The organism is Burkholderia sp. Bp8963, assembly GCF_003854275.1.
Taxonomy (GTDB): Bacteria; Pseudomonadota; Gammaproteobacteria; order Burkholderiales; family Burkholderiaceae; genus Burkholderia.
In genome coordinates this window covers 58,691-82,273 of record NZ_QTQP01000021.1, presented here as the reverse complement: position 1 = coordinate 82,273, position 23,583 = coordinate 58,691, and the positions used below count along the sequence as shown (strand labels likewise).

The 23,583-nt window shown below is 67.6% G+C and carries 22 protein-coding genes; 14 read left to right on the top strand and 8 right to left on the bottom strand.

Features of this window, described 5'->3' with window-relative positions:
• The first annotated feature begins 37 nt into the window (after window positions 1-37).
• The 5 genes from nikC (at window position 38) to DID96_RS19175 (ending at window position 3,639) form a co-directional block, all read left to right on the top strand.
• Window positions 38-952, top strand: coding sequence for a nickel transporter permease (gene nikC / locus DID96_RS19195; RefSeq protein WP_124600855.1), 915 nt, complete (start codon window positions 38-40; stop codon window positions 950-952).
• A gap of 1 nt (window position 953) precedes the next feature.
• On the top strand, window positions 954-1,829 hold the full coding sequence (locus tag DID96_RS19190; protein WP_124600854.1) for an ABC transporter ATP-binding protein: 876 nt from the start codon (window positions 954-956) through the stop codon (window positions 1,827-1,829).
• The gene (locus DID96_RS19185) at window positions 1,826-2,602 is read left to right on the top strand and encodes an ABC transporter ATP-binding protein (RefSeq protein WP_124600853.1); all 777 of its coding nucleotides are present in this window, start codon (window positions 1,826-1,828) and stop codon (window positions 2,600-2,602) included. Before DID96_RS19190 ends, DID96_RS19185 begins: the two co-directional genes overlap by 4 nt.
• Before the next feature lie 135 nt (window positions 2,603-2,737).
• Window positions 2,738-2,992, top strand: a complete 255-nt coding sequence (locus DID96_RS19180; protein ID WP_124600852.1) for a GlsB/YeaQ/YmgE family stress response membrane protein — start codon at window positions 2,738-2,740, stop codon at window positions 2,990-2,992.
• 311 nt (window positions 2,993-3,303) lie between these two features.
• A complete protein-coding gene (locus DID96_RS19175; protein ID WP_124600851.1) occupies window positions 3,304-3,639 on the top strand; it encodes a type 1 fimbrial protein in 336 nt (111 codons plus the stop codon).
• Window positions 3,640-3,706: 67 nt separating this feature from the next.
• Here the strand turns inward: DID96_RS19175 and DID96_RS19170 are convergent, their stop codons facing one another.
• The 3 genes from DID96_RS19170 to DID96_RS19160 form a co-directional block, all read right to left on the bottom strand.
• Window positions 3,707-4,579 carry a LysR substrate-binding domain-containing protein gene (locus DID96_RS19170; RefSeq protein ID WP_124600850.1) on the bottom strand — a complete coding sequence of 291 codons (873 nt, stop codon included), beginning with the start codon at window positions 4,577-4,579 and terminating at the stop codon, window positions 3,707-3,709.
• Between the two features lie 10 nt (window positions 4,580-4,589).
• Window positions 4,590-5,498, bottom strand: coding sequence for a class A beta-lactamase (gene bla / locus DID96_RS19165; RefSeq protein WP_124600849.1), 909 nt, complete (start codon window positions 5,496-5,498; stop codon window positions 4,590-4,592).
• A gap of 158 nt (window positions 5,499-5,656) precedes the next feature.
• On the bottom strand, window positions 5,657-6,493 hold the full coding sequence (locus tag DID96_RS19160) for a peptidoglycan DD-metalloendopeptidase family protein (RefSeq protein WP_124600848.1): 837 nt from the start codon (window positions 6,491-6,493) through the stop codon (window positions 5,657-5,659).
• 557 nt (window positions 6,494-7,050) lie between these two features.
• On the opposite strand from DID96_RS19160, the gene DID96_RS19155 reads away from it, so the two are divergent.
• From DID96_RS19155 to DID96_RS19145, 3 genes are all read left to right on the top strand, one after another.
• Window positions 7,051-7,947 carry a LysR substrate-binding domain-containing protein gene (locus tag DID96_RS19155; protein WP_124600847.1) on the top strand — a complete coding sequence of 299 codons (897 nt, stop codon included), beginning with the start codon at window positions 7,051-7,053 and terminating at the stop codon, window positions 7,945-7,947.
• Between the two features lie 140 nt (window positions 7,948-8,087).
• Window positions 8,088-8,333, top strand: coding sequence for an AbrB/MazE/SpoVT family DNA-binding domain-containing protein (locus DID96_RS19150; RefSeq protein WP_124600846.1), 246 nt, complete (start codon window positions 8,088-8,090; stop codon window positions 8,331-8,333).
• Window positions 8,330-8,728: a PIN domain-containing protein gene (locus DID96_RS19145; protein ID WP_124600845.1), complete on the top strand. Its 399-nt coding sequence runs from the start codon at window positions 8,330-8,332 to the stop codon at window positions 8,726-8,728. The genes DID96_RS19150 and DID96_RS19145 overlap by 4 nt, the downstream gene beginning before the upstream one ends.
• A 46-nt stretch (window positions 8,729-8,774) precedes the next feature.
• Here DID96_RS19145 and DID96_RS19140 read toward each other — a convergent pair whose 3' ends face one another.
• A complete protein-coding gene (locus tag DID96_RS19140) occupies window positions 8,775-9,791 on the bottom strand; it encodes an aldo/keto reductase (RefSeq protein WP_124600844.1) in 1,017 nt (338 codons plus the stop codon).
• A 142-nt stretch (window positions 9,792-9,933) separates the two neighbouring features.
• Here DID96_RS19140 and DID96_RS19135 point away from each other — a divergent pair, with 142 nt between their 5' ends.
• The gene (locus DID96_RS19135; RefSeq protein WP_124600843.1) at window positions 9,934-10,845 is read left to right on the top strand and encodes a LysR family transcriptional regulator; all 912 of its coding nucleotides are present in this window, start codon (window positions 9,934-9,936) and stop codon (window positions 10,843-10,845) included.
• 6 nt (window positions 10,846-10,851) lie between these two features.
• On the opposite strand, the gene DID96_RS19130 is transcribed toward DID96_RS19135, so the two are convergent.
• Window positions 10,852-12,006, bottom strand: coding sequence for a porin (locus DID96_RS19130; protein ID WP_124600842.1), 1,155 nt, complete (start codon window positions 12,004-12,006; stop codon window positions 10,852-10,854).
• A 388-nt stretch (window positions 12,007-12,394) separates the two neighbouring features.
• On the opposite strand from DID96_RS19130, the gene DID96_RS19125 reads away from it, so the two are divergent.
• The 3 genes from DID96_RS19125 to DID96_RS19115 all read left to right on the top strand — a co-directional run bounded on the left by DID96_RS19125 (window position 12,395) and on the right by DID96_RS19115 (window position 16,133).
• Window positions 12,395-13,495 (top strand): OpgC domain-containing protein, encoded by a 1,101-nt coding sequence (locus DID96_RS19125; RefSeq protein ID WP_124600841.1) that lies wholly within the window; start codon window positions 12,395-12,397, stop codon window positions 13,493-13,495.
• 67 nt (window positions 13,496-13,562) lie between these two features.
• Window positions 13,563-14,444, top strand: a complete 882-nt coding sequence (locus tag DID96_RS19120) for an esterase family protein (RefSeq protein WP_124600840.1) — start codon at window positions 13,563-13,565, stop codon at window positions 14,442-14,444.
• A 210-nt stretch (window positions 14,445-14,654) separates the two neighbouring features.
• Window positions 14,655-16,133: an aminotransferase class V-fold PLP-dependent enzyme gene (locus DID96_RS19115; protein WP_124600839.1), complete on the top strand. Its 1,479-nt coding sequence runs from the start codon at window positions 14,655-14,657 to the stop codon at window positions 16,131-16,133.
• Window positions 16,134-16,444: 311 nt separating this feature from the next.
• Here the strand turns inward: DID96_RS19115 and DID96_RS19110 are convergent, their stop codons facing one another.
• The gene (locus DID96_RS19110) at window positions 16,445-17,539 is read right to left on the bottom strand and encodes a TrkA family potassium uptake protein (RefSeq protein WP_124600838.1); all 1,095 of its coding nucleotides are present in this window, start codon (window positions 17,537-17,539) and stop codon (window positions 16,445-16,447) included.
• A gap of 101 nt (window positions 17,540-17,640) precedes the next feature.
• Entirely contained in the window at window positions 17,641-18,969 is a 1,329-nt protein-coding gene (locus tag DID96_RS19105) for an FAD-binding oxidoreductase (RefSeq protein WP_124600837.1), read from the bottom strand.
• Window positions 18,970-19,201: 232 nt separating this feature from the next.
• On the opposite strand from DID96_RS19105, the gene DID96_RS19100 reads away from it, so the two are divergent.
• On the top strand, window positions 19,202-20,056 hold the full coding sequence (locus DID96_RS19100; protein ID WP_124600836.1) for a helix-turn-helix domain-containing protein: 855 nt from the start codon (window positions 19,202-19,204) through the stop codon (window positions 20,054-20,056).
• A 136-nt stretch (window positions 20,057-20,192) separates the two neighbouring features.
• Window positions 20,193-21,860, top strand: a complete 1,668-nt coding sequence (locus DID96_RS19095) for an ATP-binding domain-containing protein (protein ID WP_124600835.1) — start codon at window positions 20,193-20,195, stop codon at window positions 21,858-21,860.
• Between the two features lie 112 nt (window positions 21,861-21,972).
• On the opposite strand, the gene DID96_RS19090 is transcribed toward DID96_RS19095, so the two are convergent.
• Complete coding sequence (locus DID96_RS19090) at window positions 21,973-23,532, bottom strand: methyl-accepting chemotaxis protein (protein ID WP_124600834.1); 1,560 nt, start codon at window positions 23,530-23,532, stop codon at window positions 21,973-21,975.
• Window positions 23,533-23,583: the final 51 nt, after the last annotated feature.

Sequence of the window (23,583 nt, the reverse complement as noted above, 5' to 3'; positions counted from 1 at the left end):
TCGTTGCGCTTGCGCACCCGCCGACGGGAGGCCGCCGATGAACGCCGCACGCGTCACGCTGCGCGCGTGGCTGCTGTCCGACGCGCCCGCGTCGCGCGCGCAGGCCGCGTGCGGCCTCGCGTACCGCCGCTGGCGCCGCTTCGCCGCGAATCCGCTCAACCTGTTCGGGCTCGCGATCCTCGTCGCACTGATCGCGGTTGCGATCGCCAGCCCGCTGATCATGCCGCACGACCCGCTGCGCCAGGTGCTCGCCGACCGGCTGCTGCCGCCCGGCTCGCCATCGCACTGGCTCGGCACCGACCAGCTCGGCCGCGATATCCTCTCGCGGCTGATCGACGGCTCGCGCCTGACGCTCGGCATCGCGCTGCTCGTCGTCGCGATCGTCGTGCCGATCGGGCTCGCGATCGGCACGACGGCCGGCTACTGCGGCGGGCTCGTCGACAGCGTGCTGATGCGCATCACCGACGTCGCGCTCGCCTTCCCGAAGATCGTGCTCGCGCTCGCCTTCGCGGCCGCGCTCGGGCCGGGCGTGATCAACGCGGTCGTCGCGATCTCGATCACCGCGTGGCCCGCGTATGCGCGGCTCGCGCGCGCGGAGACGATTCGCATCGCGCAGGCCGATTACATCCATGCCGCGCGGCTGCAAGGCGCGTCCGGCGCGCGCATCCTGCTGCGCTATATCGTGCCGCTCTGCATGTCGTCGGTGATCGTGCGCGCGACGCTCGACATGGCCGGCATCATCCTGACCGTCGCGGGCCTCGGCTTCCTCGGCCTCGGTGCGCAGCCGCCGAGCCCGGAATGGGGCTTCATGGTCGCGTCGGGCCGCAACGTGCTGCTCGACGCCTGGTGGGTCGCGACGCTGCCCGGCGCGGCGATCCTGCTCGTCAGCCTCGCGTTCAACCTGCTCGGCGACGGGCTGCGCGACGTCTTCGATCCGCGACATGGAGCATGACATGACCGCCAATCATGCGAATGTGCCGCCGCTGTGCGAAATCGACGGCCTGAAGATCGGCTTTCGTGGCCACGACGGCAGCGTCAGCGACGCGGTGCGCGACCTGTCGCTGACGCTCGCGCCCGGCGAACGGCTCGGCATCGTCGGCGAATCGGGCTCCGGCAAATCGCTGACGGGCCGTGCACTGCTCGGCCTGCTGCCCGAAGCCGCGCGCTGGTCCGCGCGCACGCTGCGCTTCGCGGGCCACGACCTGCTTGCGATGCCGGCGCGCGAACGCCGGCGGCTGTGCGGCAGCCAGATGGGGATGATCCTTCAGGATCCCAAATATTCGCTGAACCCGGTGATGACGGTCGCGAAGCAGATGGGCGAGGCGTTCCGGCTGCATGAGCCGGGGCTGCGCGGAAAGGCGCTGCGCGAACGGATCGTCGACGCGCTCGCGGCCGTGCAGATCCGCGACCCCGCGCGCGTCGCCGATGCGTATCCACACGAGTTGTCGGGCGGCATGGGGCAGCGCGTGATGATCGCGATGATGGTGTCGACCGGCCCGCGCCTCTTGATCGCCGACGAACCGACGTCGGCGCTCGACGTCGCGGTGTCGATGCAGGTGCTCGCGGTGCTGGACGCGATGATCGCGCGGCACGGCACGGGCCTGATGTTCATCAGCCACGACCTGCCGCTCGTGATGTCGTTCTGCGATCGCGTCGCGGTGATGTATGCGGGCCGCGTCGTCGAAACCTGCGCGGCGCGCGACCTGCGGCACGCAACGCATCCGTATACGCGCGGCTTGCTCGCGGCGAACCCGCCGCTCGCGAACCCGCCCGACGAACTGCCGGTGCTGCAACGCGATCCGGCCTGGCTCATTGAGGCTGCCCGATGATCGACGTCGACCACGTCTCGATCCGTTTCCCGACCCGCACCGGCCATGTCGACGCGGTGCGCGACGCCAGCTTCGCGGTGCCCGATGGCGAGGTGTTCGGCCTCGTCGGCGAGTCCGGCTCCGGCAAGTCGACGCTGCTGCGCGCGCTGACGGGCCTCGTGCCGCTCGCGGGCGGCAGCCTCGCGATCGACGGCCGGCCGATCGGCGGCAAGCTCGACCGCGCGTTTCGCCGCAACGTGCAGATGGTTTTCCAGGATCCCTACGCATCGCTGCATCCGCGCTTCACGATCGACCAGACGCTGCGCGAGCCGCTGTCGATCCACGGGATCGGCGACGCCGACGCGCGGATCGCGCGCGCGCTCGCCGAAGTCGGGCTCGGGCCCGCGTTCCGCTTCCGCTACCCGCATCAGCTGTCGGGCGGCCAGCGGCAGCGCGTCGCGATCGCGCGCGCGCTGATCGTCGAGCCGCGCGTGCTGCTGCTCGACGAGCCGACGTCCGCGCTCGACGTGTCGGTGCAGGCCGAGATCCTCAATCTGCTGCGTCGCCTGCATCGGGAGCGGCGCCTCACGATGATCCTCGTCAGCCACAACCTCGCGGTGGTCGGCTTCCTGTGCCAGCGCGTCGCGGTGATGCAGCACGGCGAGATCGTCGAGCAGCTATCGGTCGAGCACGTGCGCGCCGGGCAGGTCACGCGCGACTACACGCGCTCGCTGCTGCGCGCGACCGAAGGCTATCGCCGGATCGATCCGGCGCTCGACGCGCCCGCCGCGTGACGCCGGCCTGACGCCGGCGTGACTCACGAGCGCCTGACATCCGGCACGCGGCGGATGCCAGGCGGGCACCGCGCGGAACCCTCGCGCACGGCGAGAGTCCATTCCCATTCGTTCAGCAACGACCAGGAGGCACTCATGCTGCAATTCATCGAAACCCTGGTGGTCGGGTTCATCGTCGGCCTTCTCGCTCGCGCACTCAAGCCGGGCGACGACAAGATGGGCATGTTGATGACCACCGTCGTCGGCATCGTCGGATCGCTGATCGCGGGCTACGTCGGCCGCGCGGCAGGCTGGTACGCGCCCGGCCAAGGCGCGGGCTGGATCGCGTCGATCATCGGCGCGATCGTGCTGCTGGTGATCGTCGGCGCGGTGCGCACGCGCGGCGGCTGATTGCGCGTCGTCTTCATCGCAATCGACAACGGCCGCTCGCAACGAGCGGCCGTTCTGCATTCGGGCCGCCTCTGGTGATTCGCACCGCCATTGCCGCTCGTATCGCGTCCGGTATTACCCCGACTTGCGAATGCGCAGATTCCGCATATATTGAATCGAGCAATACGCAGCTTATTGGCTTATGCCAATTATCTGGAATTTTTCATTCAAGAGGTTCGATGCATTTGCCGTTTACGCAGGTAGCTTCGCAGCGTTGACGGACTGCCATTCGAGCGGCCTCGCTGCGACGCGCTGCCACCCTGGAGCCTGTCATGAAGCACCGCTTGTCTGCCTCCTCGTTCCTGTTGGCTGCTTCGCTTCTGGCGTCGCCGCCGTCCTTTGCCGACGGGGGTTCCGGCATCATCCACTTCACCGGCATGATCGTCGAGCCGCCGTGCTCGTTCGCCGTCGACGCGGCCAATGCCGCACGCGCGAGCGTGCGTCCCGAGTGCCCGCGCCCGGCCTCCGGCCAGATCGCATTCGTCGATCCCGCCACTCGACTGGCTGTCAAGACGACGACATTTACGCAATTGTCGCATTCGATAGATTTACCGAATCGCACGAATAACGCGCATTCACCAATGATTGCAATCGTCACCTATCAATAACGCAGTCGCCGGCATCGATCCGCATCGCCTTCGTGCGATTCGTGCGGCGTGTTCGCATGCCGTCGCGTCAGTCGCGATGGCATGCGATCCAGTCGCTGAACGCGCGGATTTTCTGCTGGTTGCCGAGGCTCTCGGGATACACGAAGAAATAGCGCGCGCCCGTTTCGAGCACGATGTCGAACGGCCGTTCGAGGCGTCGCGCGCTGACATCGTCGTCGACTAGCGTCACGTCGCCGATCGCGACGCCGAAGCCCTGCATCGCCGCGTTCGTCGCGAGGTCGAGCGTGTCGAAGCTCGGTCCGCGCTCGGGATCGACCGTGCGCGCGCCCGCATGGTCGAGCCATGCACGCCAGTCGCGATGGTCGCGCGTCGGATGCAGCAGCGTGTGGCGCGCGAGGTCGTCGACCGCGTGCAGCGGCGACGTCTGTCGCAACTCGGGTGCGCAGACGGGCGTCAGCCGCTCGTCGAACAGCGGCAGCGCGGCTACGCCCGCGCCTGGCGACGTCCCGTAGACGATCGCCGCATCGAACGGCTCGCTCGCGAAATCGACGTCGTGCTGCCAGGCGGTCGTGATCTGCACGTGCAGATCGGGATGCTCGCCCTGGAAACGCATGATGCGCGGCAGCATCCAGCGCATCACGCAGGTCGGCACCTTCAGCGCAAGATCGGTGCGCTGCCGCGTGAGCTTCAGCGAGATGTCCTCGATGCGCGCGAAGCTCTCGTTGACGACCGGCAGCAGCTGCTCGCCTTCGGCCGTCAGCGTCAATCCCTTCGCATGCCGCTTGAACAGCGGGAAACCGTAGTGCGCCTCGAGTGTCTGGATCTGCCGGCTTACCGCGCCCTGCGTGATGCAGAGCTGCTCGGCGGCGCGCGTGAAGCTGCGATGGCGGGCCACCGTCGAGAAGATCTGCAGCGCGTGCAAGGGCGGAAGTCGGCGCATGGCGATGCGATCAGCCGCCGCCAGCGAGCGCGGCAGCCGCGAGGCGCGCCGCCGACGCGACGACGTCCGCGCGCGGCGCCGCATCGGCGCGCGGCTGCGTGAACGACACCGCGATCACGAGCGGCGCGTGCGACGGCGGCCAGAGCACCGCGACGTCGGTCGTCGTGCCGTAGCCGCCCGTCCCCGCCATGTCGGCAACCCGCCAGTCGGAAGGCACGGCGGCGCGAATGCCCGTGCCGCGCGCCCCGCCACCCGGGTTGCCGACCATCCACTTCGTCAGTTGCGTGCGCTGCGGTTCGCCGAGCGTATCGCCGAGCAGCAGCCGGCGCAGCGTCTCGGTCATCGCGAGCGGCGTCGACGTGTCGCGATCGTCGCCGGGCGCGGCCGTGTTCAGCTCCGGTTCCCAGCGATCGAGGCGAAACAGCGTGTCGCCGCTCGTGTGCGCGAACCCGGTGACGGCCTGCGGGCCGCCGAGCACGCCCATCAGCAGGTTCCCCGCGGCCTTGTCGCCGGATTGCAGTACTGCGATGCAGAGCTGCTCGATCGTCAGGCCGGTGTCGACGTGGCTCTCCGTGACGGGCGAGCCGGATACGACGTCGTAACGGCGGTACAGGATGCGGCGCGGCAGCAGCGACTCGTCGAGCGCGCTGCGCGCGAGCATCGCCGCGACGGCGACGACCGCATAGGTGCCGCACATCGGAAAGTGCTCGCGCGAACGATAGGCGATCCGCGCGCCGCTCGCGGTGTCGAGCGCGGCGACGCCGAGGCGGCCGTCCGATGCTTTCTCGAGTGCGTCGAGCTGGGTTTGCGCGGCGTGGACGCGCTCATGATCGGCAACAGGCGCCGGCGCGCAAGCGGCGACGAACGGCGCGGCAACGGCCGCAAGCAGCAGCGAGCGGCGGGACGGAGAGTGGTCCATGGATGACGATGCGGCTGCGTAGTATGGGGCTGCGTATCAGGCGCTTCTCAGGCTGCTTAACACGCGGCGTCATGAATGCGTTCATGCCCCGACCCGCGTGCTGCCAGCTAGCGTAACAGCGAACGCGCCCTGTTTCCAGCAGCGCCCACGCGCCGTGCTCAGCCTTGCGTCGACGGCAGATACGGCATCGGGTTGACAGGCTTGCCGTCGCGCCGCACCTCGAACAGCAGCGCGACGCGCGAGTTGTCGAGGTCGCCCATCTCCGCGATCTCGTCGCCCCGGTGCACGACGTCGCCAGTCTTCACGAGCAACTTGCGGTTATGCGCATAGGCGGTCAGGAAATCCGCGTTGTGCTGGACGATGATCAGGCTGCCGTAGTCGTTCAGGCCGGTGCCCGCGTACATCACGCGGCCGTCGGCGGCCGCGCGCACCGGGTCGCCTGCCCGGCCGGCGATCTGGATCCCGCGGTTCTGCCCCGGCTTGAACGCTTCGACGACGCTGCCGCTCGCGGGCCACGCAAGCGTGACCGCGTGTGCGTGCCGCTTCGTGTCCTTCACGACCTGCCGGTCATTCGCGGTCTGCGCGGTCTGCGCGGCCGGCTGAACCGGCGCGGCCGTCGCGCCGCCGTTCGCGGCTGTCGTCGGCGCGGGTGCCTGCGGCGTTTCCTGCTTCACGATGCGCAACGCCTGTCCGGAACGCAGCCGGCTGCGTGCGCCGAGCTTGTTCCACAGACGCAGGTCGGCCACGCTGCAGTCGTTCGCCGCCGCGATGCGCGTCAGCGTGTCGCCGCGTTTGACCACATAGCGGTGCGCGACGAGGATCGGCGCCTGCGGCATCTGCGCCGCGACAGGCGCGTTCTGCGGTGGTGTCGCCGACGCGCCCGCCAGCGTATCGCTCGGCGGCGTCTGCTGCGTATTCGCGCAGCCGGCCATCACGAGGACGGCGGCCAGGCCCGGCAGCCATCCCGCGATACGGTTGATCTCGCGCTTTTCCATGGTCGACCCGATTCCGATTTGACAATCTTTCAAGCATCTCAAAATTGGGACGGCCGACGTGTAACCGGATGCAAACAATGATGACAAACGATCACGAACCCGGTGCCGGCCGTACATCTGATATCGGTAATACGGTCAGACCCGGAAAAACTTGACACTTGGCGGCGAAATTGGCGAAAAAAATTCCGGCGCTCGGTAAAGACGACTCACACCGCTCATTCCATTACACATGCCCGCGGGAACCGCGAACGCATCGCCGGTTCGGCGAACGGCGACACGCCGGTGCGGCTGCGTTCAACCCAGCCACTCGGCGATTTCCAGACAGACCAGCGCAATGCCGACACACAGAAAGAACAGATGAAGTGCGATCTTGAACGACACGCCCCAAGACGGATCGATGCGCATGACAGGCTCCCAGGTTCGTTGTGGCGCAATGATCGTGCATTGTTCGCGCCCCGAAAATACGGAAGCGGCGAAGCGGGCCTCAGGCAACGCCTGAGCCCCCGTGCGCGGTTCCTGCTACCTTATCGCCGATCACCATAACATCTGACCCCATCATGCGCTTCGACCTGACCGACCTGCGGCTTTTCCTGAACATCTGCGAGGCGGGCACCATTACGGGCGGCGCCGAACGCACGCACATCACACTGCAGGCCGCAAGCGAGCGCATCCGCGGGATGGAGGACGAGCTCGGCGTGCCGCTGCTGCACCGGACCAAGTCGGGCACGCAGGTCACCAACGCCGGCCTCGCGCTCGAGCACCATGCGCGCACCGTACTGCAGCAGATCGACCACATGCGCGGCGAGCTGCAGCAATACGGCCAGGGGCTGCGCGGCCACATCCGGCTGCTCTGCAATACCGCGTCGCTCAGCGAATACCTGCCCGACGCGCTCGCCGAATACTTGCCCCACCATCCGAAACTGTCGATCAGCGTCGAGGAGCGCTCGAGCCAGGACGTCGTGCACGCGATCCGCAACAGGACCGCCGACGTCGGCATCGTCGCCGATTCGGTCGGCCTTGGCGGGCTCGAGCAGAAGCCGTTCCGCGAGGACTGGCTGCTCGTCGTCGTGCCGGCCGGACATCCGCTTGCCGCGCGTGACAAGGTCGCGTTCGACCAGATCGTCGACGCGGACTTCATCGGCCTCACCGACGGCAGCGCACTGCAGGTCCATCTGGCGGACCAGGCGCGCGCGCTCGGCAAGCGGATCCGCTATCGCGTGCAGCTGAAGAGCTTCGACGCGATCTGCCGCGTGATCGAAAGCGGTGTCGGCATCGGGATCGTGTCGCGGCACGCCGCGCTGCGCGCGATGCAGACGATGGAGGTGCGGATGGTCGAGCTGTCCGATGCGTGGAGCCATCGGAAGCTCACACTGTGTGCGCGGTCGTTCGATGCGCTGCCGAAGTACACGCGGGAGTTCGTCGCGTTCCTGTCCGGTGGCGGTGCACGCCGGTAGGATGGAGCACGGCGGCCGCTGCCGGGACATTCGGTCGGCCGGGCGGCTCGTTCACCTGCTTCCTGGGTCGTGACCGGCGTTACTTCGCCCTTGCCTTTATCGATTCCTTACCATAAAGTAAGGCGCATTGGAGGGCAACCATGACAGCCGCAACTATCACATCGAAGGGCCAAGTCACGATTCCGGTGGACGTGCGCAACCAGCTCGGCCTGGAGTCCGGCGACCGGATTGAGTTCAGCTTCAACGAGGCAACGGGCCGGTACGAGATATATCCGGCCACGCGATCGCTCGCTTCGCTCAAGGGCATCGTCAAGAAGCCCGCTAATCCCGTGTCGATCGAGGACATGAACCGCGCCATCGCCGAGCAGGGAGCATCCGCGCGATGATCGGACTTGATACGAACGTTCTGGTCCGCTATTTCGCGCAGGACGATGCTGTGCAGTCGAAAAAGGCGACGGTGCTGATGGAGTCCCTGTCGGCCGATCGGCCAGGCTATGTCTCGCAGGTCGCGCTTGTCGAAGTCGTGTGGGTACTCGGGCGCTGCTACCGTGTCGAGCGCGACCAGATGAAGGACATCATCGACTCGATGATCGGCACGAAGGAACTGGTCGTCGAAGCGGCGGACACAGTGCGAAAGGCACTTCGCGTTTTCGCGGCATCAGACAAGGCGGATTTCGCGGACTGCCTGATCGAGCGGTCGGGGCACGTTGCCGAGTGCGAATACACCGCCACTTTCGACGTGACGGCCTCGAAGGTCACCGGAATGCAATTGATCAAGTAACGACGGATGTCGCCGCCGGCGGTGAGCCACCACCCCCGGCAACCCCTCACTCCTTGTGGCCAGCCCCCCGCCCCTGCTCGCTGTCGAGGTGCGCCATCTGCGCGGCCGGATAACGGTCGCCGGCAGCCGCCCCGGCGGGAACCGCCGCTTCGATGTGGGCGAGATCATCGACCGTTAGTTGCGTATCAAGCGCCGACAACGCGTCCTGCAGCTGCGTGCGCTTGCGCGCGCCGATCAGCGGCACGATGTCATCGCCGCGCGACAGCGCCCACGCGATCGCCACCTGCGCCGGATTGCGGCCCTTCTCGTCGGCGATCGCGCGAAGCGCGTCGACGAGCGCGAGGTTGCGCGTCAGGTTCTCGCCCTGGAAGCGCGGGCTCGCGGCGCGGAAATCGCGCCCCACTTCCCGCTCGGCCGACCAGCGCCCGCTCAGCAGCCCGCGTGACAGCACGCCGTACGCGGTCACGCCGATCCCGAGTTCGCGGCACGCGGGCAGGATCTGCGCCTCGATGTCGCGCGACAGCAGCGAATACTCGATCTGCAGGTCGGCGATCGGCGCGACGGCCGCCGCGCGGCGCACGGTGTCCGCACCGACTTCCGACAGCCCGATGTGCCGCACGTACCCTTCCTTGACGAGATCGGCGATCGCGCCGACCGTCTCCTCGATCGGCACCGCCGGATCGATGCGCGCCGGCCGGTAGATGTCGATATAGTCGGTGCCGAGCCGCTTCAGCGAATACGCGACGAAATTACGGATCGCCGCCGGCCGCGCGTCGTAGCCGACGAACGCGCCGGCCGGATCGCGCAGCGCGCCGAACTTCACGCTGATGACGACCTGCTCGCGCGCCCTGCCGCGCAGCGCGTCGCGGATCAGCATCTCGTTGTCGCCCATCCCGTAGAAGTCGCCGGTGTCGAGCAGCGTGATCCCGTGGTCGAGCGCCGCATGCAGCGTCGCGATGCTTTCCTGGCGGTCGGCCGGCCCGTACATGTCCGACATGCCCATGCAGCCGAGCCCGATCGCCGAGACCTGCGGGCCCGTGCGGCCCAGTTGACGCAGTTTCATGTCCGTTTCCTCGAAGTGGTGAGTGGATGGACGCGATTCTGGCGAGATCGCGCGCTGCGATAAACGCGAAAGACTCCACCAAACTATTCGACGCTGATTAACAATGGAGGCCTGTTCCAATCCGCCAGGTTTTCCGCCCCGCATGGACCATCTGCACGCTATGCGCATCTTTGCGCGCGTCGCGCATCTCGGCAGCTTCACGAAGGCGGCCGAGCAAATGCAGCTGCCGCGCCCGACGGTCAGCAACGCCGTCCAGTATCTCGAGAAACATCTGAAGATCCGCCTGCTGCAGCGCACGACGCGGCGCGTCGCGCTGACCGCCGAGGGCGCCACCTACTACGAGCGCTGCATGCGGCTGCTCGCCGATCTCGACGACGCCGAGACACTGTTCGAGGATGCCGGTGCGTCACCGCGCGGCGTGATCCGCGTCGACCTGCCCGAGCGTTTCGCGCTGAACGAAGTAATTCCAGCGCTGCCGGCGTTTCACGCGCGGTTTCCGGACCTGCGCGTCGTGATGAGCACGACCGACCGCTTCGTCGACCTCGTCGCGGACGGCATCGACTGCGCGGTGCGCGTCGGCGCGCTATCCGATACGTCGCTCGTCGCGCGGCGGATCGGCGAGCTCGCGCAGGTCAACTGCGCGTCGCCCGCGTACCTCGCGCGCCACGGCACGCCGCGCTCGCCGGACGACCTGCCCGAGCACGTCGCGGTCGGCTATTTCTCGACGCGCACGGGCCGCGAGCTCGACTGGGAATATGCAGACATGGATACCGGCGAGATGCACGCGGTGAAGATGCGCAGCGTCGTGTCGGTCAACAGTTCGCAGGCGTACCTCGCGTGCTGCCTCGCGGGGCTCGGGATGATCCAGGCGCCGCGCGACGGCCTCGCCGAGCCACTCGCGCACGGCGCGCTCGTCGAAGTGCTGCCGGAATGGAACGCGGCGCCGCTGCCGGTGTCGGTGGTGTTTCCGCACGGCCGGCACCTCGCGCCGCGCGTGCGGATTTTCGTCGACTGGCTCGCGCAGACGCTCGGCCGGCCACATCGGGCCGGCTGAGCGCACTTAGAACTTGTGGCGGATCGCCGCGCGCACCGCGAACTGGTTCGACGACGACGACGGCCCGTCGGTGCCGACCACGTAACCGCCGTCGGCGGCCGTGCCGCTCTTGTCGCCGGCGACCCTCTGCCACGCGCCCTGCAGGTACACGTCGGTGCGTTTCGACAGGCTGTAGTCGGCCATCAGGCCGACGGTGTGGTATTTCGGCTTGATCGAGCCGTTCGAGGCGTCGAACTTGCCGTCCGTGAACACGTACTGCGCACCGAGATAGATATCGGACGTGAGCTGGTACTTGCCGTTGACCTCGAAGTTCTGGAACTTCGTCGCGGTCAGGCCGAGCCCCGAGAACGTCGACACCGGCAGGTAGACGGTCGACACCGGATTCTTCACGTCGGTCTTCGTATAGACGAAACCGACCGTCGCCGGGCCGAACGTGTAGTTGATGCCGCCACCGAAGATCCGCAGGCGGTCGGCGACGAAGTTCGCGTCGTCGGCCGCGATCGCGCCCGCATTGCCGATGCCCGGATTGTTCGCCTGCAGGTAGGCCGCGGCGACCTGCAGGCCGGCCAGCGAATACTGCGCGCCGATGCTGTACTGGCGGTTGTTCGAGAAGCCCGTGCTGTTGCTGAAGCTGTACGTGCCGCCGAGCGTCAGGCCGTTCCAGTCCGGGCTCGCGTACTTGATCGTGTTGTTGACGCGGAACGAGTTGTCCGTGTTGTCGTTGTCGAACGGATGCGAGAACAGCGTGCCGCCCCAGTTGCCGTTCGCAGTCAGCGGCGCGAGATAGTCGACGAGGGCATCGTACTGGCGGCCGAATGTCAGCGTGCCGAAGCGCGACTCGCTCAGGCCGACGAACGCCTGGCGGCCGAACATGCGGCCGCCCTGGCCGAGCCGGCCGTTGTTCACGTCGAAGCCGTTTTCCAGCGTGAAGATCGCCTTCAGGCCGCCGCCGAGATCCTCGGAGCCGCGCAGGCCCCAGCGACTGCCTTGCGCGTAGCCGCTCGCGAGCTGGTAGTTGGCCTTGCCGACGCCGTTCACGTTGACGTTGTTCGTATAGTTGAAGCCTTCGTCGATCAGGCCGTACAGCGTCACGCTGTTTTGCGCGAACGCCGGCACGGCGAAGGCGGCGAGCGTGGCGGCAACGATCACGCGCTTGTTCATCTCGAATCTCCAGGACCGGGATGCCCGGCGCGGCCTGCGGCGCGCCGGGCGAATGTCTTTTTGCATGGCCCGCTCGGCGGGCGGCGCGGGGTGGCACGCCGCGCAATGGTCAAAATGGTGTCACGTCGCGAATCAAACGTCCATCGGGGCAACAGTCCGCCGCGGAAAGCGTTGCGCCCTTCCAACTGACCCCATTGTGCCGATTGACGGGCGGGCCTTGCGGGCTGCGGGCGGCCGGCATGCCATCCGCGTAAACCCGTAAACCTGCGCTTCGATGGCACAATGCACATCTGTTCGTCACATTTCTTCACGCATTCATGCTTCACCCCGATTCCCGCGCGGCGCGAGCCTGCCGCGCGATCGGCGTGCCGTCCCGGGAGACCGGCCGATGAGCGCCGCCGCCAAGCCCGGCCGCTACGCCGAGCTCGATTTCTTCCGCGGCCTTGTCCTGCTCGTGATCGTCATCGACCACATCGGCGGCAGCATCCTGTCGCGCGTCACGCTGCACGCATACGCGCTGTGCGACGCGGCCGAGGTGTTCGTGTTCCTCGGCGGCTTCGCCACCGCGATCGCGTACAACTCGCTCGCGGAGCGGCACGACGAGGCTGCCGCGCGCCAGCGCTTCATCCGCCGTGCGTTCGAGATCTACCGTGCGTTCCTCGTGACGGCCGGCCTGATGCTGCTGATCACCGCCGCGCTGAACGCGTTCGCGATCGACGGCCCGAACATGCCGACCAACGATCTCGACGGCCTGATCCAGAAGCCGCTCGCCGCGCTGCGCGACATCCTGCTGTTCCGGCGGCAGCCGTACCTCGCGTCGGTGCTGCCGATGTATGCGTTCTTCGCGCTGCTCGTCCCGCTCGCGCTGCCGCTCGCGCGCAGCCAGCCTTGGCTGATGCTCGCGTTCAGCGCGTCGCTGTGGTTCGCGGCGCCGCGCGTTGCCGGCTACCTGCCGACCGTCGAAGGCGCGCCGTGGGATTTCAACCCGTTCGCATGGCAGTTCCTGTTCGCACTCGGCGTGGTCGCGCGCTGCCAGCCCGTCTATCAGACGCTCGCACCGAAACCGCAGGGCTGGCTGCTGACCGCGGCCGCGCTCGCGATCGTCGCCGCGGGCGCGTACTACCGGCTGCGCATCGAACCGTTCCCGACCGATCCGTCAATCAAGCAGAACCTCGGCGTGCTGCGCCTCGTGAACTTCCTCGCGATCGCGTGGCTCGCAGCCAAGCTCGTCCATCTCGGCTGGATGAAGAAGGTCGCGCACGCGATGCCATGGATCGGCACGATCGGCCGGCAGGGCCTGCTGTGCTTCGTCGCGGGCACCGCGATCTCGCTCGCGGTCGATTCGCTGCTGTACCAGGCGACCGAAGGCTATCTCGACGTGCCGCTCGGGCTGACTGCCGACATCGTCGCGATGGGCCTGCTGTATCTCGTCGCGAAACTGTATCCGCCGCTGACGTCGCGGCTGTCATTGCTGCGCACGCGGCGGTAAAAAACCACCGCGCAGCCGTCATCCGCCGCTGCTACGATAGGCGGCGACTATCCTCATCCCGCTTGCCATGCGTCGATTTATTCTCCTGCTTGCCGCCGCGCTGACCGTCGGTTTCGCCGAATCCGCCCAATCCACCCAGCCTGCCCAGGCTGCCCAGGCGGCGCCGCTCAACGACGACAGCAGCGTCGTGATGCGCACGTTCCATTCGGCGTCGCTGCAGCGCGACTGGTCGTACACGGTCTACCTGCCGCCCCGCTACAACCCGGAAGGCGCGCGCTACCCTGTGCTGTACCTGCTGCACGGCAACGCGGGCAACGCGAACGACTGGATCACGCAGGGCCGCCTGCAGGTGACCGCGGATGCGCTGATCGAGCGGCATGAGATCCCGCCCGTCGTGATCGTGATGCCGCAAGGCGGCACCGACTGGTATGTCGACCGCAAGGAGCGGATGCAGAGCGCGTTCCTCAACGACCTGCTGCCGGACGTGGAGACGCACTTCGCGGTGTCGAACCAGCGCGCGGGCCGCGCGATCGGCGGCGTATCGATGGGTGGTTTCGGCGCGCTGCGCTTCGTGCTGCTCGAACCGGGCCTGTTCTGCGGCGCGATGCTGCTGAGCCCCGCGGTCTACGCGAACGAGCCGCCGGTCAACTCGGCGGCCCGTTACGTCGGCGTGTTCGGCGACAAGCAGTTCGATTCGCGCGTCTGGCATGAACTCAATTACCCGGCGCTGATGCGCGGTTATTTCGCGCGCAACTGGCGCGTGCCGATGTTCATCGCCGTCGGCGACGACGACCTGACAATCCAGGCCGAATCGAGCGTGCTCTACACGCAGCTGCGCCGCGCGCAGAACCCAGCCGAGCTGCGCATCGTCGACGGCGGACATACGTGGGACGTGTGGCGCGGGCTGATCGGGCCTGCGCTCAAGTACACGATGGAATGCGTGAAGTAAGCCGGGGGGACGGAGTATTGCTTGCCGGACATCGGGCTGGCCGGCGCTCGCCGCCCGGCGACGAGACGGGAAGTAGCAGTGACGCCCCCCCAAAAAACCAGCCGATAGAAAAATATTCCACGCGGAGCGCAATTCTCAGCTCAATTTGGATCCATTTTCCGCGTTGCCCGCCGTATGATTTCCCGCATGACGGAGCAGCAAGTAAAGGATATGAGCGAGAACAACACATTGCATTACCTCGACTACGCGGCGACTACGCCTGCAGATCCGCGCGTGATCGAGTCGATGGTCACCTGTCTCGGTGTCGACGGCGCATTTGGCAATCCCGCGTCGGGATCGCACCTGGCGGGCAGGCTGGCGCGGGCAAAGGTCGAGCGGGCACGCGAACAAGTGGCGGCACTCATTGGCGCGGATGGGGACGAAATCGTCTGGACGTCAGGCGCCACTGAATCCAACAACCTGGCGCTCAAGGGCTACGCGGATACCGCCACCGAAAAGCGCCACCTGATTACGAGCCGCATCGAACACAAGGCCATTCTCGACACGATGGCCAGCCTTTCGATGCGCGGGTTGTCGGTCTCCTACCTCACGCCGACGTCCGATGGCGAAATCACGGCCGACGCTGTGGCGACGGCGATCGGCCCGGAGACTGGCCTTGTATCGCTCATGCTCGTGAACAACGAGATCGGCACGCTCACGAACATCGGCGAGATCGCCCGAATCGTGCACGCCGCCGGCGCGCTTCTCCACGTCGACGCAGCGCAGGCGCTCGGCAAGACGCCGATCGATGTCCGCGCGCTCGGAATCGACATGATGTCGATGTCGGCGCACAAGGTCTATGGGCCCAAAGGGATCGGCGCGCTCTTCGTCCGTCGCGACATTGCGGACAGGATTGCACCGCAAATGCACGGCGGCGGACATGAGCGGGGATTACGCTCGGGTACGCTCGCGACCCACCAGATCGTCGGCATGGGCACCGCGTGCGAGCTGGCGGCCGAAGAACTCGAGGCCGACACGGCACGGATTGCCGCGCTAAGCGCGCGTTTGACGGACGCCGTGCTCGCGCTCGGAGACGTCACGCAGAACGCGCGCGCGGCGCGACGCATCCCTCATACGCTGAGCCTGACCGTGAACGCACCCGGCTTCTTCCCGTTCATGCTCGGCGACGCACTCGCCGTGTCGTCCACATCCGCCTGCAATTCGGCCGCCGGCACGCCGTCTCATGTTCTGACGGCAATCGGCCTCGATGCGGATTCGGCGAGCCGCACCGTCCGTATCAGCGTCGGACGCTTCACGACGGAACAGGACATCGACTTCGCGATTTCCTGCTTCCGGAAAGCCATCGAGCAATGCCGGTCGACCGCGTCGAACGGGTTTGCGGCATCGCGCCAGATCATGCCGGAAGACCTGAGAGCCATTCGCAACGCGGGCTATCGCTCCGTGATCTGCAACCGGCCCGATGGAGAAAGCGCCGATCAACCGGCCTTTGCGGAAATCGCCGCCGCTGCGCGCGAACTGGGGCTCGACGCGCAATATCTTCCCGTCGAGTCTGGCCACATTGGCGACGCGGAAGTCGATGCCTTTGCAGCAATGGTCGACGCATTGCCGAAGCCGGTTCTCGCTTATTGCCGAAGCGGCAATCGATCCGGAATGCTGTGGAATCGGTTGGCGGCTCGGCGTTCGGCATGACGAGGCCGCATGGGCGCTCGGTTTGCAGCGCCGCTTTGCGGGCGGATGTGCATTCCTCCCGCCTCGTATTCCTGTTGGCGGAACGCAGGGCATTCCGCAATCGACAGCCGACTGGTTGAGCGAGACGGGAAGGTCATCGAAACCGCATTGCACACGGGAAAACGGCGTGGGCAGGTCTGACGGCAATTCCCCGAAAGACCCACATGCTCATCGAAATCGGTTCTAACCCGTGCAACATGCTGGCAGGGCAACAAAGACTGGTTGCTTCCGATGAGCCGTCATGCGAACCCTGCGATCGGAGCGATCATGCATCACACATCCGGATCCGGAATCCGCGCCGACTGAATCACGACCAACGTGTCGCCGGCCTCGATCCGGCACGGCGGATCTTCATAGAACGAATGAATCTTGCCGCAGCGATCGAGCCCGACGACGATCGCGCCCGGCAGCAGGTTCGTCATGCAGCCGATCTCGTGCTTCTGCGCTGGCCGCTCGAGCTGCGTCGCGCGGCCGCGGGTCGACAGCATGTCGTTGACGAACGGCACGATGTAGCGGCTGTGCACCGCGTCCGCGAGCAGCAGCGCGCCGATCTTCGTCGACGACACGATCACGTCCGCGCCCGCCTGCCGTAACTGCCGCTGATACAGATTCTCCTGGATCCGCACGACGATCTTGGTATCGGGCGCGATGCTGCGCACCGACAGCGTCAGCAGGATCGCGGTCGGATCGTCGGTCACCGAGATGATCACCGCCTTCGCTGAACGCACCTGCGCCTGCTGCAGCAGGTCCTCGTGCGCGGGATCGCCGAGCAGCCCCGTCACGCCGAGCGAGGTCGCCGCCTCGAGCGCCTGCTGCTGCGCATCGATCACGATCACCGTCGCCGGATCAACGCCGCTCTCGAGCAGCTCGCGCACGGCGATCGAACCGGAGAGACCGTAGCCGCACACGACGATGTGATCGGTCAGTTGCTTTTGCAGGCGTTTCATGCGGAATTCCTCGACAACGCGCTGGATCACGAACTGATATGCCGTGCCCAGGAAGATGAACCAGATGCCGATGCGGATCGGCACGATGAAGAACGCATCGATCAGGCGCGCCCGCGCGGTGACGGGCACGATGTCGCCGTAGCCGACCGTCGCGACCGTGACCATCGTGAAATAGACGAGGTCGGCGATGTTCATCGGCGTGCTCTTCGTCGAATCGCGCAGCCCGTCGCGGTCGAGGTACAGCACGAAGAACGCGAGCGTGCACAGGAACACGACGAGGCACAGCCGGAACAGCAGCGTGCGCCGCGGCGACGTCGCGGGACGCGTGAACAGCGTGCGCTTGCGCGGCGCCTGCCACGGATTGCGGGCGCGCCGCAGACGGGATCGCAACGACCGGCGTTGTGCGGAAGGCGAGGCCAACGGGGGATTCTCCTGAAGGATGCGGGCTCGATTCTACGATGGAGACGCGTGTAACAGGCGCGTGCAACGGATGCGTGCAACAGGCGCGTGCCCGGCGCGCGTCACAGCATGCTGCGCGGGCGCACCATCGTCCCGTCGGCGAAGCGCGCCGCGCGGAACGCGCGCAGGTCGAGCGACGGCGCGCCGGTGTCGATCCATTCGGCAAGCAGCCGGCCGACGATCGGCCCCATTGCGAAGCCGTGACCGCAAAAGCCCGTCGCGATCGCGAGACCCGACAGCGTGCCGGGCGCGTCGATCACGGGAATACCGTCTGGCAGCACGTCGATCAGCCCGGCCCAAGCCTCGACGATCTGCGCCTCCTTCAGCGCAGGAAAGATCGCCTTCAGCTTCGCGAGCGCGCGCGGCGCATGCGCGCGATTCGGCTGCGGTTGCGGATCGCGCGGCTCGATCGGCCCGGGCCCGCCGTTGATGCGCGCGAGCACGTCGCGCCACGCAGCACCGTTCAGGTGCAGCCGGAATTTCTCGCGCTGCGACCAGAACTCCGGCCAGAACAGGCTCAGCCCGCGCAGATGGCCGAGCGTCAGGTCGACGTCGGCCTGCATGTCGTCGGCGAGGTTGATTGCGCCGTTCTTGCGCTGGCGGATCCCGAGCCCATGGCCCCAGATCGTCGACGCAGACACCGGCGGCAACACGTTGGTGCGCATGCAGGTGCCGCGCACCGCCTGCTGCGGCAGCCGGATGCCGACGCCGTCGAGCAGGCGATGACTCGTCGCGCCCGCCGCACAGATCACGCGCGACGTGCGAATCGTGCCGCGCTCGGTTACGACGCCCACGACCGCGCCGCCGGCCGCCTCGATCGCCGTCACGCCGCAGCCTTCGAAGAAGCGCGCGCCTCTTTCCGTCGCGCGCGCGGCGAACGCGGCGGCGACGCGCCGCGGCTCGGCCTGCCCGTCGCTCGCCGTATAGAGTCCGCCGAGCGCCGGCGCGGCGAGGCCGCTCACGTGCTCGTCGATTTGCGCGCGCGTCAGCGTGCGCGTGTCGAGCCCGTGCTCGCGTGCGACATTCAGCCACGCCTGGAACGACGCCCAGTCGATTTCGTTATCCGCGATATACAGGCAGCCACCCTGACGCCATTCGAGATCGAAACCGAGGGTCTCCTCTAATCCCGCCCAGATCCGGATGCCGGCCATCATCAGCGGCACCTCGGCGGCTTCGCGCCCCTGCTGGCGCACGAAGCCCCATGCGCGCGTGGACTGCTGCCCGGCAAGCCGCGACTTGTCGAGCACGACGGCCTTCAGGCCGCGCAGGCCCAGGTAGTACGCAGCTGCGCAACCCATGATGCCGGCGCCCGCGATCACGACGTCTGCGTCGGCGGGAAACGCCGCGTCGACGCGAGTCAGCGTGTCGTAAAGCGGATAAGTTGTCGTCATTGTTTCTTGTCAGTGAGTAATACCCGGAACGCGCGCAGATATACGGTAACGTTGCGAAACACCTTTCACACAATCGCATGCTTCACTACGAGGAACCGATGCCATTTTGCGGTAAAGTTATCTTTTCCGCGCGTGGCCGGTCGGCTCGCCATTGGACGTCACCGAGATCGTCCGCCGATTACGCCGCAAGGCGTCGTTCTGAACGTCATTCGACCCGATCCGCTCCCGTAGCATGACCATTGAAGCAATAACCACGGATTCCCTCGCGGTCGCCGAGCGCGTGCGCGAGCTGATGACCCGCAACGGCATCGGCAAGCGTCAGCAGACCACCGAGCTATGCCGCATCCTCGACCTCAGTTTTTCCCAAGGCCACCGCAAGCTGCGCGGTAGCAGCCCGTGGACGCTCGCGCAGATCAAGAAAGTCGCCGAAGCGTACGGCGAGCCCGCCGCGCAGCTGTTCGGCGCGCAGACGCTCGACCCCGGCATGGTCGGTGCGTATTCGCAGGAAGCCGTGCTGTACGCGGGCGTCGCCGAGATTCCCTGCACCGCGTGGATCGGCGCGCCGCTCGAGTCCGGCGCGCGGCCGGAATTCGTCGCGTATGAACAGAACGGCCGCTGGCGCGTGCTGCGCCATACGGGCGTGCTTTACCAGAACGCGTACGACGTGCACAAGATCGAGATCTATCCGCGCCGCGCCGAAAGCGACAAGCTGGTGGTCGCGGTGATCGACCCCGACCGCGTCAGCGCAACCGAACTGTGCCGCTATCTCGAGCGGCAGGGCTTCGCGACGGCCGCGTTCGACGGCCTGACCGCATTCGTCGACGCGCTGCAGGGGCAAGCGTTCGACGCAGTCGTCACCGAATGGCTGTTCGACGACTGTACGGCCGCCACCGCGATCAAGGCGGTGCGCACGTCCGACAATCCGGGCGCGCCGATCTTCGTGCTGACGGGCGACCTGCTCACCGGCCGCGCAAGCGAAGCCGACATCAGCGAAGTGATCCGCGCGTTCGACGTCGTCTGCTACGAAAAACCCGCGCGCATGGCGATTCTCAGCGCAGATCTCGCGAAACGCGTCGCGCGCGGCTGAACGCCGCCGCGCGCCGGCCGAACGGCCGGTTGGCCAAAGAGCCCGCGCACGCTGCGGCGCCACGGCCGCGAACAGGTTCCTCAGTACAATAACCGCACCTGTTCACGCCCACCCGGCATCCGCCGCGACCGACGCCATGGCCCACCTCATCCCCGACGACTGGAAAAGCCTCGCCGCCACCGGCGCGGCCGAGCGCGAACGCGAAACGCTGGCGGCGCTCGAACACGCGCTGCCGGACGGCTACACCGTGTATCACGGCGTCCACTGGACGCGCGCCGAGCACGGCTTTTCCGTGTTCGGCGAAGCCGCTTTCGTGGTGGTCAGCCCGGCCGGGCGCATCCTGCTGATCGAGCAGAAAGCCGGCTTCCTGCGCGAAACGCCGAAGGGACTCGTGAAGGTCTACCTGCAGACCGAGCGCAATGTGTCGATCCAGCTCGCGCGCACGCAGGAAACGCTGCACCGGCGCCTGACCGCCGCGCTCGGCGCGGGCGTCTACGGCGTCGACGCGCTGCTCTACTGTCCCGACTACACAATTCGCCAGGCCGCAATCGCGGGCGTCGCGCCTGACCGCATCGTCGACGCGACACGCAAGGCGCAGCTCGCGCAGGTGATCCGGCAACTGCTGCCGGCCGACGAGCCGCGCGTCGCGAACGCGCCGAAGATCCACCATTTCCTCGCCGACGAACTCGCGCTGACACCCGATACGAGCGCGCTCGTCGGGCAAGCCGGCACGCTCGTCACGCGGCTGTCCGGCGGCCTCGCCGCATGGGCGCGCCAGCTCGAGTTCACGCCGTTCCGGCTGCGCGTCACGGGCACCGCGGGCTCCGGCAAGACGCAGCTCGCGGTGCAGGCGATGCGCGACGCGATCGCCGCCGGCCGGCGCGTGCTCTACGTGTGCTTCAACCGGCCGCTCGCCGACTACATCGCGCGCATCGCACCGCCCGGCGCGAAGATCGCGAACTACCACCAGCTGTGCGACTGGGTCGCGCGCGACGGCGGCTACACGCCGGACTTCCAGGCGCCCGACGCGTTCGAACGGCTCGAGGCGCACTTCGCGGCAACGCCGGTGCCGGACCGCTGGCGCTTCGACGTCCTGATCGTCGACGAAGGGCAGGATTTTCATGCGCCGTGGGCTGCGGCGCTGGAGCGCCTGCTCGCGCCGGACGGCGCATGGTGGTGGCTCGAGGATCCGCTGCAGAACCTGTACATGCGCGAACCGGTCGCGCTGCCGGGCTGGGTCACGCTGAAGGCGTTCACGAACTATCGCAGCCCGCGCGACCTGCTCGAATTCGTGCGGGACACCGTCGGCCGCGTCGAGCCGCTGGCCGCCGAGCTGCGCTCGGGCAGCCCGTTCGACGGTTCGGATCCCGCCGTATCGGCATACGGTGAAGACGGCGCGTCGGGCGCCGCGCTCGCCGACGCGTGCATCGACGCGACCAAGCGCGCGATCACGCACGCGCTGTCGCTCGGGTTCCGCAAGCAGGACATCGCGGTGCTGTCGTACCGCGGGCGCGAAGGCTCGGTGCTCGCGCCGCTCGATCAGCTCGGCCCGCACCGGATCAAGAGCTTCACCGGCAAGTACGACCTGTTCGGCAATCCCGAGTACCGCGAAGGCGACGTGCTGCTCGACTCGATCTATCGCTTCAAGGGCCAGTCGGCGCCGTGCGTGATCCTCACCGAAGTCGATTTCGACGTGCTCGACGCGCGCGCGGCACGCAAGCTGTTCGTCGGCGCGACGCGCGCGACGATGAAGCTGCTGCTCGTCGCGTCGTCGCGTGCGGCCGCGCAACTGGCGGCCGCCTAGCATACGCTGACGGCCCCTCAGGGACCTGAGGGTACGCTCAGCCGCGGCCGGGCGTGCGGCTGGTCAGGCTCGTCGGCCCCGGTCAGCCCGGGCCGGCTTGCGTCCGTCCGCGTCAGGCGACGCGGAACGCACCCACCGCGCGACGCAGCCCGTCGGCCTGCTCCTCGAGCGACGCGGCCGCGGCGGCCGCCTCCTCGACGAGCGCCGCATTCTGCTGCGACACCTGATCCATCTGCGACACCGCGCGGTTCACCTGCTCGATGCCGTCGCGCTGCTCGTTCGACGCCGCCGCGATCTCGGTCATGATGCTCGTCACGCGCGTGATCGCCTGCTGGATGTCCTGCATCGTCGTGCCGGCGACGCCGACGAGCCGCGTGCCGTTCGCGACGCGCTCGACCGATTCGCCGATCAGCGTGCGGATCTCCTTCGCCGCCGACGCCGAGCGCTGCGCCAGCGTGCGCACTTCGCCCGCGACCACCGCGAAGCCGCGGCCCTGCTCCCCGGCGCGCGCCGCCTCGACCGCCGCGTTCAGCGCGAGGATGTTGGTCTGGAACGCGATGCCCTCGATCGTGCCGATGATGTCGGCGACCTTCTGCGAGCTCTGGTCGATCTCGTTCATCGTGCCGATCACTTCGCCGACGACCGTCGCGCCTTTCGACGCGATGTCGGACGCGCTGTCCGCACAGGCCTGCGCTTCGACCGCGTTGTCGGCGTTCTGCTTCACCGTCGCGGTAAGCTGCTCCATGCTCGCGGCCGTCTGCTGGAGCGCGGCCGCCTGCTCCTCGGTGCGCTGCGACAGGTCGGTGTTGCCTGCCGCGATCTGGTGCGTCGCGGTGACGATCGCCTCGGAGCCGTGCGTGACCTGGCGCACGGTGTCGGCCAGGCTGCGCTGCATCCCCGTTACGCCGGTGACCAGTTCGGCCATCTCGTCGCGCGACGACCAGCGCACTTCCGACGTCAGATCGCCGTCGGACAGCCGGCGGAAATGCGTGAGCAGCCGCGAGAGCGGCTGCGTGATCGCGAAGTGCAGGCCGATCGCGCAGCCGAGGCACGCGGCGAGGCCGAACGCGATGCCGGCGACCGCGCCCGCGCGCAGCCAGCTGTAATAGATCTGCGCGGTGTCGTAGACGTCCTTGCCGCGCGCCGCCTGGAAATCGTCGAGCGCGTTGGTCGCCTGCGTGAGTGCGACCGACAGCGGCGGCGCGACCGTCATCAGCAGCCGGTCGGCCTCATCGCGGCGGCCGCCCCGGATCGCGTCGATCATCGGCTTCAGTGCCTGGCCGATCAGCGCCTGCCGCGCGGTGTCCATCCGGCCGGCGAGCACGCTTTCGTCGCCGTCGTGCGGCAGCGCCGCGTAGACGCGCCACGTGGCGTCCGCCTTCGCGAGGTAGCCCTCCGCCTTCGAGACGGTGTCCTGCACGTCGGACGACTCGGGGTGCAGCATCGCGCGGTCGAGCGTCGTGCGCACGATCATCAGGTTCAGGCTCGTCGCGGCGAGCGCGCCCTGCGCGACCAGCTGGCGCGTAGACGCCTCTTCAAGTGCGCGATTCGAGCTCTGCATGCCCGCGAGGCCAATCAGCCCCGAGACGACGAGCAGGCCCGCGACGAGGCCGAGCGTGGAAAAGATCCGGGTTCGGATCGAGAAACGGGAAAACAGGGCGTTCAGGTTCATGACGGCACGTGTGCGGTAAGAAACGCCGCGGCAGATCGGCACACGGCATCC